The 14,234-nt window shown below is 34.1% G+C and carries 9 protein-coding genes; 8 read left to right on the top strand and 1 reads right to left on the bottom strand.

Annotated elements, in window-relative coordinates:
* Nucleotides 1-553: 553 nt before the first annotated feature.
* The 4 genes from AAGV28_RS09345 (at nt 554) to lpdA (ending at nt 6,776) form a co-directional block, all read left to right on the top strand.
* Nucleotides 554-3,574 (top strand): FAD-binding and (Fe-S)-binding domain-containing protein, encoded by a 3,021-nt coding sequence (locus tag AAGV28_RS09345; protein WP_373406552.1) that lies wholly within the window; start codon nt 554-556, stop codon nt 3,572-3,574.
* A 268-nt stretch (nt 3,575-3,842) separates the two neighbouring features.
* A complete protein-coding gene (locus tag AAGV28_RS09350) occupies nt 3,843-4,271 on the top strand; it encodes a hypothetical protein (protein ID WP_373406553.1) in 429 nt (142 codons plus the stop codon).
* Nucleotides 4,272-4,385: 114 nt separating this feature from the next.
* Nucleotides 4,386-4,973: a hypothetical protein gene (locus tag AAGV28_RS09355; protein WP_373406554.1), complete on the top strand. Its 588-nt coding sequence runs from the start codon at nt 4,386-4,388 to the stop codon at nt 4,971-4,973.
* A gap of 399 nt (nt 4,974-5,372) precedes the next feature.
* Nucleotides 5,373-6,776, top strand: coding sequence for a dihydrolipoyl dehydrogenase (lpdA, locus tag AAGV28_RS09360; protein ID WP_373390542.1), 1,404 nt, complete (start codon nt 5,373-5,375; stop codon nt 6,774-6,776).
* A gap of 73 nt (nt 6,777-6,849) precedes the next feature.
* Here lpdA and AAGV28_RS09365 read toward each other — a convergent pair whose 3' ends face one another.
* Nucleotides 6,850-7,230, bottom strand: a complete 381-nt coding sequence (locus AAGV28_RS09365; RefSeq protein ID WP_373406555.1) for a DoxX family membrane protein — start codon at nt 7,228-7,230, stop codon at nt 6,850-6,852.
* 381 nt (nt 7,231-7,611) lie between these two features.
* Between AAGV28_RS09365 and AAGV28_RS09370 the strand changes: the two genes are divergently transcribed.
* From AAGV28_RS09370 to AAGV28_RS09385, 4 genes are all read left to right on the top strand, one after another.
* Nucleotides 7,612-8,898, top strand: coding sequence for an anthranilate synthase component I family protein (locus AAGV28_RS09370; RefSeq protein ID WP_373406556.1), 1,287 nt, complete (start codon nt 7,612-7,614; stop codon nt 8,896-8,898).
* Between the two features lie 16 nt (nt 8,899-8,914).
* Nucleotides 8,915-10,225: a tRNA lysidine(34) synthetase TilS gene (gene tilS / locus AAGV28_RS09375; protein ID WP_373406687.1), complete on the top strand. Its 1,311-nt coding sequence runs from the start codon at nt 8,915-8,917 to the stop codon at nt 10,223-10,225.
* Entirely contained in the window at nt 10,225-12,267 is a 2,043-nt protein-coding gene (locus tag AAGV28_RS09380) for a protein-disulfide reductase DsbD family protein (protein ID WP_373406557.1), read from the top strand. Before tilS ends, AAGV28_RS09380 begins: the two co-directional genes overlap by 1 nt.
* Nucleotides 12,268-12,642: 375 nt before the next feature.
* Nucleotides 12,643-13,932: a DEAD/DEAH box helicase gene (locus AAGV28_RS09385; RefSeq protein WP_373406558.1), complete on the top strand. Its 1,290-nt coding sequence runs from the start codon at nt 12,643-12,645 to the stop codon at nt 13,930-13,932.
* Nucleotides 13,933-14,234: the final 302 nt, after the last annotated feature.

Below are 14,234 nucleotides of genomic sequence, written 5' to 3' on the forward strand. Positions count from 1 at the left end.
AATCAGGATTAATTTTCTTCCAATATTGACATTGCAATTTTTTTGCCAAAATCGGAACGATAATGGTTTTTATTGTTTTTAATGAACTTGAAAAATTTAATGAATACTATTTTTTGCCACAGATTTTAAAGATTAAAACGGATTCACTTCTGTTAATCGGTTAAGAATGTGTTTGATAGTTAACAAATCCATTCGTCAGTTAGAGAAGTGATTTCTATTCTGAAAAATAATAATATAAATGACGCTTATGTTTGTATTCGAATATAAAATCAAAATACTGTTATTTTTGAGATTCAACCGTCCTTGGCTTCCGCAGTCGAGTGTCAAATGTTTGAAGAATACGTAAAAAGAAAAGCTGTTTGAGCGTAGCGAGTTTCTTTTCTTTTAGTATTCGAAAACTAATTTGACCGACGAGGAAGTGTAAGACTTGATTTTTTTGTTTCTTTTTTGATCAAGCAAAAAAGAAAAAATATAATCAAAAAACACTTTCAACCAACAGGTATATTTATATTTGTCAAATATTTTTTTCAAATACCCTAAGAATAGCCCTAGTATGTCTCATTCCCATTCATTAAAGCAATTGTCTGATTTGTTAGAAGGAACACTTTTATACGACAATCTTCATAAAACCTTATACGCTACGGATGCTTCGGCGTACCGAATTGTTCCTTTAGCGGTGGCTTTGCCTAAAACAACTGAAGATATTGTACAATTAGTGCGTTATACTATTGAAAATAAAACTACTCTAATCCCTAGAACTGCGGGAACTTCCTTAGCAGGACAAACTATTGGCGACGGAATTGTGGTAGATGTATCAAAATATTTCACAAAAATTGTTGCTTTTGATGCTCTAGAAAAGACGGTTACGGTACAACCAGGTGTGATTCGGGACGAATTGAATTTGTATTTAAAACCACACGGATTGTTTTTTGGGCCTAATACTTCTACTTCTAATCGCTGTATGATAGGCGGAATGGTGGGAAATAATTCTTCGGGAACAACATCTATTCGTTATGGAGTGACGCGGGATAAAATTATTGAAATCAAAACCGTTTTGGCCGATGGTTCTCAGGTGGTTTTCAATACGATTACTTCGGCTGAATTTGTAGAAAAAACCAAAGGCGATTCGCTCGAAAGTTCGATTTACAGAAAATTATATGAAGAATTATCGAATGAAGCCAACCAACAAGAGATAAAAAACGAATTTCCAAAACCAGAAATCCACAGACGAAATACCGGTTATGCGGTTGATATTTTACTAAAATCAGATTTATTTGGAGGTATTGAACCCACAATAAATGTTGGAAAATTACTTTGTGGAAGCGAAGGAACACTTGCTTTTACAACCGAAGTCACTTTACAATTAGACGATTTGCCTCCAACGAATAATATTATGGTGGTAACTCATTTTCATAGTATTCAGGAAAGTTTAGAAGCAGTAATGATTGCGATGAAGCATCATTTGTACACCTGCGAAATGATCGATGATACCATTTTAGATTGTACCAAAAACAATAAAGAGCAAAGCAAAAACCGTTTTTTTATTCAGGGTGAACCCAAAGCGATTATGATGTTTGAAGTAGCTTCCTATATCAATATGGATGAGGCTGAAAAACAAGCCGATGCTTTGATTAAGGATTTAGAAGACAATAATTTTGGTTATGCCTCGGTAAAATTATACGGAGCTGATGTTGATAAAGTAAACGAACTCCGAAAAGCGGGTCTTGGACTTTTAGGAAGTATTGTGGGTGATGACAAAGCTGCCGATTCTATTGAAGATACAGCAGTAGAATTAAGTGATTTACCAGCTTATATTGCTGATTTTTCGGCTATGATGCAACGTCACGGGCAAGAAGCTATTTATTATGCACATGCTGGAGCGGGCGAATTACACCTGCGTCCGGTGTTGAATTTAAAAACAAAAGAAGGTGTTTACCAATTTAGAAATATCGCTACCGAAGTGGCTATTTTGGTTAAAAAATACAGAGGTTCGTTAAGTGGAGAACACGGTGACGGAATTGTAAGAGGAGAATTTCTGCCTTTTATGATTGGCGAAAAAAATTACGAATTATTAAAGCGCATCAAATTAGCATTCGACCCGAATTCGGTTTTGAATATGGGGAAAATTGTCAATGCGTTAAAGATGGATGAAAATTTCCGTTTTGAAACCGATAGAGTAGAACCGGATATCCAAACCATTCAGGATTTCTCTGACAGTATGGGGATTTTAAGGGCTGCCGAAAAATGCAATGGTTCTGGAGATTGTAGAAAATTGCCTTCTGCTGGCGGAACCTTGTGTCCGAGTTATCGAGCTACCCGAAATGAAAAAGATACGACTCGTGCCCGTGCCAATGCTTTACGCGAATATTTAACGCATTCGGAAAAAGACAATAAATTTGACCACAAGGAATTGTATGAAGTTTTCGAATTGTGTGTGAGTTGTAAAGCCTGCGCCAGCGAATGCCCGTCGAATGTAGATGTGGCGACTTTAAAAGCAGAATTTTTATACCAATACCAAAAAGCTAATGGTTTTTCGTTTCGAAATAAAATCTTTGCTAACAATGCCAAAATGAATAAGATGGGAAGTCTTTTTCCTGCCTTGACTAATTTTGTTTCTAACCTTTCTTTTGTCAAAAAAGGAATGGGAGTGGCGCAGCAAAGAGAAGTTCCGTTGTTAGCCAAACAAACTTTTAGAAAATGGCTTGAGAAAAATGGCAATAACAATATCAATATCAATGGCAATAGCAATAGCAATGGCAATGGCAATGACAATAGCAATGACAATAGCAATGGTAATGACAATAGTAATGGCAATAGCAATGGCAATGACAATAAGAAATATCCAAATGGTAAAGTAGTTTTGTTTTGCGATGAATTCACTAATTATTACGATGTAAATGTTGGGATTGACGCTTTTGAATTGTTGACAAAATTAGGTTATGAAGTCATTGTTGTGGAGCACGAAGAAAGCGGAAGAGCTTATATTTCGAAAGGATTCCTAGAAGAAGCCAAAATGATCGCCATTCAAAACGTGGCTACTTTTGCACCGATTATTTCAGACGATTGTCAGTTAATAGGAATTGAACCTTCGGCAATATTGACTTTTAGAGATGAATATTTACGATTAGCAGAAGATAAAACCGCAGCTCAAAATCTAGCCAAAAACGTTTTGACTATCGAAGAGTTTTTCAAGAAAGAAATTGGAGCAGGAAAAATTCATGCAGGACAATTTTCGACAAACGAAAAGCAAATTAAAATTCACGGACATTGCCACCAGAAATCATTGAGTGCTGTCGAAGCTACTTTTACGATGTTGAATCTTCCAAAAAATAATTCGGTTACTATTTACAACTCCGGTTGTTGCGGAATGGCGGGTTCTTTTGGCTACGAAGAAGAACACTACGAAATAAGTATGCAAATGGGCGAAGACACTTTGTTCCCAAAAATTAGATCCACTCATGAAGATGTTGCTATTGCCGCAGCAGGAACTTCTTGTCGTCATCAAATTTTTGATGGAACGAGTAGAAAAGCACAGCATCCGGTTTCGATTTTAAAGGGTTGTTTGAGGAATTAAATTTCAAGAGAAATAGCAATAGCAATTTCAAAAATCAATAGTAAAAAGAGCTATTCTTCTTAAATGGAGTTTAGCTCTTTTTTTATGATTTTTTTTAAAAAAGATTAGATTTGTTTTTTATGTAAGAAATATTTTTATTTTTGTATAGTGTAATTAAAAATTATGAGGATAAATAAAAATCCCAATCGTGCTGATTTACCAAAATAGTTAATGCACTTATCTAAACTCTACCCGCAAAGAATTAAAACAGACCGTAAATATTTAAGCAATGAAAAAGCTAAATCCACTCATTATTTTCTCCATTTTAATCTTTTTAACATCATGTAAATTTGAAAAGAATAATGATCCTAATACTGATGTCAAATTTGAAAAGTCTGAATTATTTGGTCATTGGATTCGAACCGATGAAATGGATGAACTAGAAAATTCTAAAGATGTAATTGTTCGCAAGTTTAATATAAAAGAGGATAGTACTGCCGAAATTGAAATTCTGGATTCTATTGGACGTAAAACAGTAACTGGAAGCTGGAAAATTGGTGAAGAACAAAAAATCATTGGTTCTCTTTCTTTTAAATCAGATTTTGCCTTAACATTTTGGTCAAATCCGAATTATATGCATATGATTTCATTTTCAGTTGAAAAACGGAATGATAAAATTATTTTGAATTCACAAGGAGTAATATTTGAAAAGGAATAAATGTCCGACCAGATAAATTTATGATATTATGCTCGCAAAAAGAATTAAAAACAAATAACCAGAATATTGCATTTGAATTTTTAGCTGAATTCAAAATAATTATAAAATGAAGCTATGAAAAAAATTATTGTTCTATTAATAACGATTCTTTCGCATTACGCTAGTGCTCAAAAATTAGATACTACTCAATTTCATCTTGTAGAGCCGAAAGTGGGTCTAAAAAATTATCCCATAGATAAAACGAAATTGCCTGAAATTATAGCAGCTTTTGGGGATAATTATGATAAAAACCAAGATTTTGTTTTTTTGAAGTCAAAGGAACTACCTGAATTTTATGAGGTAAAATATAAAAATCTAGGAATTTCCTTTTATTTTTTTGATAATGACAGCACTCAAACCATTAAAGCTATTAAATTTTATAAACCCTTCAAGGCTAAAACTACAACAAATATTATTCTCAATAAATCCAATATAGCGAAGGTTTTAAAAACATATAAAAGTAGTGACATGGTAATTTCTCAAAGTGCTAAATGGGCTAAAGTAAGTGTTAATGAATCTAAACTAACTACTACAGGAATTAGTTTTAGTTCACAAATAGCTAACTTTCATGGAAATAAATTTCTATCAAAAAAGGCTCTTAAACGTATGGTAATTGACGAAATTTATATTTCAAATTATCAATATTTTATTTTTTTAGATTAATCGCCACAACAAATATTTAATAAAATAGTTAGCGCAGAATCCCCACTTTACTACACAATTCATTTCCTGTGTTGCATTGAAACAATAATTTAAAATGAAATATAAAGTTCAAAAAATGCTGGGAACTTTGCGTTTTCTTGATACAATCGGCAGAAAAAGCCTTGATTAAAAATTAAATTTTGTAGCTAAATTACAAGAGATCCAGTTTGTTTTCCTTTGTAGTTTGCATAGTTTTGCCATTTTAAGACTATATACCAAAAACACTTTGTGATTTTAGTTTCAACCTAAGGAAGCATTACAAAAACCTAACAAAATATCTTATTTTTTAAACTTTAAACAAAACTTAATTCCTTATTTTTGCTCTTCGAGATTTTAAAAAATAATAAAAAACAATATACTATGAATTCATTTGACGTAGTCGTTATAGGTTCTGGACCTGGAGGATATGTATCAGCGATTCGTTGTGCGCAACTAGGCTTCAAAACAGCCATTATCGAAAAATATTCCACACTTGGAGGAACTTGTCTTAATGTAGGATGTATTCCTTCAAAAGCTTTGTTGTCTTCTTCTCATCATTATGCTGAAATTGCTCATTTTGCCGATCACGGAATCGAAGTTTCTGGTGAAGTAAAAGTAAATTTAGAGAAAATGATTGCTCGTAAACAAGCAGTTGTTGATCAAACTTCGGGTGGAGTAAAATATTTGATGGACAAAAATAACATTACAGTTCTGGAAGGATTAGGTTCTTTTGTTGATGCTACACACGTTGCTGTTGCAAAAGCAGATGGAACTTCAGAAACTATCGAAGCTAAAAATGTAATTATTGCTACAGGTTCTAAACCATCTTCTTTGCCATTTATTTCAATTGATAAAGAAAGAATCATTACTTCTACTGAAGCTTTAAAATTAACTGAAGTACCAAAACACCTTGTGATTATTGGTGGTGGAGTGATTGGTATCGAATTAGGTCAGGTATATTTACGTTTAGGTGCTCAGGTTTCGGTTGTGGAATTCATGGACAGAATTATTCCAGGAATGGATGGCGCTTTGTCTAAAGAATTGACAAAAGTATTGAAAAAACAAGGAATGAAATTCTATACTTCCCACAAAGTACAATCGGTAGAAAGAGCTGGTGATGTGGTTACTGTGAAAGCAGAAAATGCAAAAGGAGAAATAATTACTCTGGAAGGAGATTATTCATTAGTTTCTGTTGGTCGTCGTCCGTATACAGATGGATTGAATGCTGAAAATGCAGGAGTTAAAATTTCGGAGAGAGGTCAAATTGAAGTAAACGATCATTTACAAACTTCGGCTTCTAATATTTATGCTATTGGTGACGTTGTACGTGGTGCAATGTTAGCTCATAAAGCGGAAGAAGAAGGAACTATGGTTGCTGAAATATTAGCAGGTCAAAAACCACATATTGATTATAACTTAATTCCTGGAGTAGTTTATACCTGGCCAGAAGTTGCAGCTGTTGGACAAACAGAAGAGCAATTGAAAGCGGCTGGAGTAGCTTACAAATCAGGAAGTTTCCCATTTAAAGCTTTAGGACGTGCAAGAGCAAGTGCTGATTTAGATGGTTTTGTGAAAATCTTAGCTGATGCTAAAACGGATGAAGTTCTTGGTGTTCACATGATTGGAGCCAGAACAGCGGATTTAATTGCTGAAGCAGTAGTTGCAATGGAATACAAAGCTTCTGCTGAAGATATTTCGAGAATGTCTCATGCACATCCTACATTTGCGGAAGCAATAAAAGAAGCAGCATTAGCAGCAACAGATAATAGAGCGTTACACGTTTAGTAACTTGCTTTTATAAAATAGAAACCCGTCTCGTTCGAGTGAATGAGACGGGTTTCTTATTTTTTTTATTCTTTTAACCATTCATTTTAAACAATCCTTTGTAGTTTTCCCAATGGCTATAAATCAAGAAAATATTGGCTAGAAAAACTCCAATAGCAATGGGTAAATTTTCGGGTGTTAAAAAGTAATTAATCAATAAAATATTAATGATTACCGGAAAGATGATAATATTAGCTAAGGTGGTAAACTTTCCTGTTACAAAGGATAAACCACAAAGTAATTCTATTGATTTAGCTAAAGGTATCAAATAGGTTGAAGCAACTAGACCCACTTGGAATGCTTTAAAATCTCCTGTTGAAGCGGGCTCAGGGTTCAGGTGTAAAAAATAACTAACCGAAGTGAAGAGAAATAATATCCCTAGTAAAGAACGAACAATAAGGGTTGCAATTTTCATGATATATAGGTTTTATTGGTTAACAAATCAAAAAAATTATGTTGTGGTTCAGCACTTTCATTCGTAGTAAAAACTCTCCCTAGATAACCGTTTCAATCAGAAAAAATAGCATTTTTAAATAATTAGTAATTTAAAATCAGTTCGATTTTTTTCTAACTTATAGTAAATTTACAAAAAAGCGAACTGATTTTTCTTAAAAAACAGAATTAATATTTGATTAATTGTTAATTTAATAATCAATTTGTTATTCAGCTATGGTTTTGAGTAAGGAATTAGGATTGTTTTATTCGTTTTGGATTTTAAGATGAATCGTTTAAATCATACGAACCAATAAAAAATAAGTCCTATTTTTATTGTAATTTTACTTTTTAAAATTTTACTTTGAGAACATCCTTTATACAAGACATAACGCCTCTCGTCGATTTCAAAAAACAGCTTTTATTGTGGTCACAACAATTTAGAGAAGTGACTTTTATGGACAGTAACCAGTACCATCAAGAGTATTCAAATTACGATTGGATTCTAGCTGTTGATGCTTTCACTTCTATAAAAACGGACTATTTTAATGCTTTTGAGGATTTAAAACAATACCAACAAACGTGCAGAGACTGGATTTTTGGTTATTTGTCTTATGATTTAAAGAATGATACTGAAGCATTAACATCGAAAAACTTTGATGGTTTAGAATTTCCGGATTTGTTTTTCTTCCAACCTAAAAAGCTTTTTTTAGCCAAAGGAAATCAACTCGAAATTCAATATTTGTATTGTTGCGATGATGAATTTGAAACCGATTGGGAAGAAATTAAATCCGTTGCGACTGATTTTGAAACTTTGGATATTAAGGTCAATATCCAACAACGAATTTCGGCTGAATCCTATCAGGAAAAAGTGTCAAAAATGCTAGAACACATTCATCACGGTGATTTGTACGAAGCTAATTTTTGTATGGAATTCTATGCTGAAAAGGCACAAATTGAACCCGTGGAGACTTTTTTAAAGCTGAATGAAATTTCGAAACCACCATTTGCAGTATTTTTTAAAAATTACAAGCAATTTTTGTTATCGGCCTCGCCAGAACGTTATTTAAAAAAAGAAGGCGATTTATTGATTTCTCAACCGATAAAAGGAACAGCCAAACGATTTTTGGATCCCATTGAAGACGAAGAATCCAAAAATAAATTAGCAGCCGATGCTAAAGAACGTGCCGAAAACATCATGATAACCGATTTGGTTCGCAATGATTTATCGCACACCGCACAAAAAGGTTCGGTGCAAGTAATGGAATTGTGTGGCATTTATTCGTTCTTGCAAGTGCACCAAATGATTTCAACTATTACTTCAAATTTAGACACACAATACACTGCTGTTGATGCTTTAAGATATACTTTTCCAATGGGAAGTATGACGGGAGCGCCTAAAATTTCGGTGATGAAAATTATCGAAGAACTGGAAGAAACTAAAAGAGGTTTGTACAGTGGTGCCGTGGGTTATTTTACACCCGAAGGCGATTTCGATTTTAATGTAGTTATTCGAAGTATATTGTACAATCAGCAAAATCAGTATTTGTCTTTTTCGGTAGGAAGTGCCATCACTTCGCTTTCAATACCTGAAAATGAATATCAGGAATGTTTGCTGAAGGCCAAAGCAATGTTTGAGGTTTTAAAATAATTTCTAAATGGTAGTCATGCTCAACAAGTTCAAAAAACATATCGATCAAAACTTTTCTTTTTTAGAAAACAGCAAATTGCTTTTGGCTACAAGCGGAGGAATTGATAGTATGGTAATGGTTCATTTGTTACATCAATTAAACTATTCTATTGCATTGTCTCACTGTAACTTTCAATTGCGTGGAGTAGAAAGTTTTGGCGAACAAAATTTTGTTCAGGAATATGCTAATACAAATGAAATTCCGCTTTTTTTGACTCAGTTTGATACCGAAGCTTTTGCGAATGATTACAAACTTTCTACCCAAATTGCAGCGCGGGAATTGCGCTACAATTGGTTTTATGAACTGTTAGAAACGGAGAATTACGATTATATTTTAACGGCGCATCATGCCGATGATAATATTGAAACTTTTTTGATCAACCTGAGTCGTGGCACTGGATTAGAAGGTTTGGTTGGAATTCCTGCTCAAAACGATAAAATTGTACGACCGTTATTGCCTTTTACAAGAGCAGAAATTCTTGAATATGCCAATGAAAATAACATTCAATGGCGAGAAGATAGTAGCAATGCTTCGGATAAATATTTGCGAAATAAAATCAGGCATAATTTGGTTCCGTTGTTAAAAGAATTGAATCCGCAGTTTATGGAATCGTTTCAAAAAACACAATCGTACCTGAATGAATCTCAGGAATTAGTTGAAGATGCAGCCATTATGGTCTATCAGCAAGTGGCCAAAGAAGCGGGCGAAACCATAGTTTTTGACTTAAATCAATTGCTAAAATTACCTAATTACAAATCGTATTTGTACCAATGGCTGCATGAATTTGGTTTTACGGCTTGGGAAGATGTGTATGCTTTGGTAGAAAGTCAATCAGGAAAACAGGTTTTTTCTCCAGAATATCGTTTATTAAAAGACAGGGAGCAGTTAATTTTAAGTCCGATAATTGATGAAATAGCCAATGCGCAGTATTTTATCGAAAAAGACGTTAGAGAAGTTAATATTCCCTTAAATCTTGCTTTTTGTAAAGCAGACGACATTTCAGGAGCTTCAAATTCAATTATATTTGTTGACCAAGATAAATTAGTCTATCCATTGGTTTTAAAAAAGTGGGAAGAAGGAGATTCTTTTCAGCCTTTTGGAATGAATGGAAAGTCTAAAAAGTTAAGTAAACTTTTTAAAGACGAAAAATTATCTTTATTAGAAAAAGAAAATTGTTGGGTTTTATGGTCAGAAAATCAAATTGTTTGGGTAATTGGTATTCGGCAAGACGAACGATTTAGAATCGACAGTTCTACAAAAAATATATTAAAAATAGCATTGCAATAATGAAAAAACTATTCTTTCTACTTACCGCTTTTTTGGTTTTCACCAATGTAAATTCTCAAATTCTGGATCCAGTAAAGTGGACGACAAAAATCGAACAAAAATCAGAAGGTGTTTTTGTGTTGACTTTTAATGCTGTGATTGAAAAAGATTGGCACATGTATTCGCAGTTTACTCCTGATGGTGGACCGCTGGCAATGGAAGTAATTCTTAAAAATCAGGCGGGAAATTTTAGTTTAATTGGCAAAGCCAAAGAAAGTAAAACCAGAACGGCTTATAACGATATTTTTGAGGTAAATGAAACTTTTTTTGAAGGAAATGCCCAAATCCAACAAGAAATTAAATTAACCAATTCAAAGCTAAAAAAGATTGAAGTAGAATTGAATTATCAGGTTTGTAAAGAAGTGTGTATTAATCAATCTAAGAAATTTACTTTCCAAATTCCTGCTACTAAAATGGCAGCTGTTCCAGTAATTAAAAAAGATAGTATTCAAGTAACAGCTCAGAATGCAAAAATTGCTGATGGTACAAAATTAGATTCCATTCCAACACCAAGTCTTGGTGCCAGTAATGTGGTGGAAGCTGTCGAAAAGACCCCGTTGCCTGAAACTGCCGAAACTGCTCCAAGAAGCGTTTGGTCGATTTTCTTTATTGCTTTTTTATCTGGATTTGCAGCTTTATTGACTCCTTGTGTTTTTCCTATGATTCCTATGACGGTGAGTTTTTTTACCAAACAAAGTAAAACTCGTGCTAGAGGAATTAGAAATGCTATTATTTATGGTGTTTCAATCATTGTAATTTATGTTGTATTAGGGATTTTAGTTACCTGGATTTTTGGTGCCGATGCCTTAAACGCGTTGTCTACTAATGTTTGGTTTAACCTGCTGTTTTTTATTTTATTAATTGTTTTTGCGGCTTCTTTTTTAGGTGCTTTCGAAATTATGTTGCCTAATTCCTGGGCAAATAAAGTAGATAGTCAGGCCGATAAAGGAGGAGTAGTTGGAATTTTGTTTATGGCTTTGGCATTAGCGATTGTTTCATTTTCTTGTACTGGACCTATTGTGGGAACTTTGCTGGTCGAAGCAGCTTCTAATGGCGGAATTGCTCCAATTGTTGGTATGTTTGGCTTTTCATTAGCCTTAGCCTTACCATTTATGTTGTTTGCTTTATTTCCGGGTTGGTTGCAATCTTTACCAAAGTCAGGTGGCTGGTTGAATACGGTAAAAGTGTTTTTAGGGTTTTTAGAATTGGCTTTGGCTTTTAAATTTTTATCGAATGCGGATATGGTGTTGCAATTGCATTTATTAGAAAGAGAAGTGTTCTTAGCGATTTGGATTGCCATTTTTGGAACTCTAACCTTCTATTTATTTGGAAAAATCACCTTGCCACACGATAGTCCAATACCTCATATTTCAGTGGGACGATTAGGAATGGGATTATTGGTATTGACTTTTACTATTTATTTAATTCCTGGACTTTGGGGCGCTCCTTTAAAGATGATTAGTGCTTTCCCACCACCAATGCAATATAGCGAAAGTCCAATGGGATTAGGTGGTTCTGCTGGAATAAATACTAAAACAGATTTGCCTGAAGGAGCCAAATTAGGTCCACATGGATTAGTGGTTTTTGAAGATTATCAATCGGGTTTGGCTTATGCCAGAAAAGTTAATAAACCCATTATGCTTGATTTTACAGGCTATGCTTGCGTAAATTGCCGAAAAATGGAAAACAACGTTTGGTCGGATGCAACCGTTTTACCTATTTTAAATAATGAAATTGTGTTGATTTCACTTTATGTGGATGACAAAAGAGCATTGCCAAAAGCACAGCAATTTATTTCTCCAACTACAGGAGCGGAAATTGAAACAGTAGGGGATAAGTGGACTGATTTTATGATTTCTAAATATAAAACCAATACGCAACCCTTGTATGTATTAACGGATTTAGAAGGCAATAGTTTAAACACCGCAAAGCCAACGATTAGTTATGTGGGTGTCAAAGAATATTACAATTGGTTGAAAGCGGGGATAGCTAAGTTTAAATAAAAGACAATAATTAAAAAAATCAATAGGAATGGGCATTAGTCCATTTTGAAAATAAGGGTTTTAAAGGCTTTAGCCAAAACATAAATTAAGTTTTGGCTAAACCTTTTTTTTGCTAAATTGTAATCTTACAGTTGAAACTGGAGGCAATTAATAATATCAAATTCTGATTTGTAACTATCCAAGTAAATCATCACTGTCTATACTTGTATATTAAATAGTTTCGGTAATGTGAGATGGAATTACTGCTTCAAAAGGATTTAAGGCGGCGATAGAACTATTTAAGAGTTCAAAAAAATGGGTTTAAGAAAATTAGCAGTATCTTCGCGCCAAATTAAAGAAGTACTCCAATTAGTGTTTACTTCATAAACACAATTTATGTCATTTAACTCATTAGGCTTATCTGATGCTTTATTAAAAGCTATCAGTAAAAAAGGATATACAACACCTTCTCCAATACAACAAAAGGCAATTCCACCAATTTTAGAAGGAAAAGATGTATTAGCATCTGCGCAAACTGGAACAGGAAAAACAGCAGGTTTCACACTACCAATATTACAATTATTATCGCAAGGACAGCACTTAAGACAAAGACCCGTTCGTGCCTTAATATTGACTCCTACAAGAGAATTGGCAGCTCAAATATTTGCCAATATAAAAGAATACAGTGAATTCCTGGATTTGCGCAGCGCCGTAATTTTTGGAGGCGTAAACCAAAAACCACAAGCCGCACAAATACGTCAAGGTCTTGATATTTTGGTCGCGACTCCCGGTCGATTAATCGATTTGCAAAATCAAGGTTTAATATCGCTTGCAAAAGTTGAAATCTTAGTTTTAGATGAAGCGGACCGTATGCTGGACATGGGTTTTGTACGAGATATTGAGCGCATTATAAAAGTATTACCTTCAAAAAGGCAAAACTTGATGTTTTCGGCAACCTTTTCAAAAGACATTAAGAAATTGGCAATGGGTATTTTGCACCATCCCGTTCATGTTGAAGCAACCCCGGAAAACACGACCGTTGATGCCATTATTCAAAAAGTATATCCTGTTGCAAAACAGAAAAAAACAGAATTGATCATTAAACTGATTACGGAAGGCAACTGGAAACAGATTTTGGTTTTTACCCGTACCAAACAAGGCGCCAACAAACTGACTGAAAGCATGATTAGTGCTGGTATTAAAGCAGCAGCTATTCACGGAAATAAAGGTCAGGGCGCACGAACTAAAGCCTTAGCCGGTTTCAAAAACGGAAGCCTAACTGCTTTGGTTGCCACAGATATTGCCGCTCGAGGTTTGGATATACCATTATTACCACATGTTGTTAATTTTGAATTGCCTAATATTCCTGAAGATTATGTGCACCGAATTGGTAGAACCGGAAGAGCCGGAGCAAGTGGAGAAGCTATTTCGTTAGTTAGTCCGGACGAAACTACTTTTTTACGCGATATAGAAAAATTGGTCGGCTTGAAATTGCCGAAAGAAAACATTAAAGGTTTTGAGCCAGATCCAAACGCTTCAACCGAACCTATAAAACAAGGTCAAGGCAGACCACAACGTAATTCAGCTCCCAGAAAACCAAAAACGGATAGTACAAACCGAAGCAGTAATAACAGCTTTGGTCCAAGACGTCCAAATACCAATAATGACAGATGTTCTAATAGATAATAGCTAAGAAATTAAGATTTTTTAGGAGCAGCATGAATTCGTTTTTTTAGAACGTATTTCCCGCTATCCACTGCAATCTTTACACCCTGTCAGGGTTTTGAACCCTGACAGGGTATAAAGGATTTTCGTTTCAAACGTAGTTCACTGAACTCCACTTAAAATAAAAGCTAAGTGAAGTAATCAGGGCTATTTAGAGCGTTATATTTTCAAAATATCATTTTGCAAATTCATCCTATAAATCTAAAATAGCCAGATGACTTGTAAGAAAAAATTAATATATTTGAAAAATCATAAAGCGAAAC

The sequence above is a fragment of the Flavobacterium zubiriense genome, from assembly GCF_041729725.1.
Taxonomy (GTDB): domain Bacteria; phylum Bacteroidota; class Bacteroidia; order Flavobacteriales; family Flavobacteriaceae; genus Flavobacterium; species Flavobacterium zubiriense.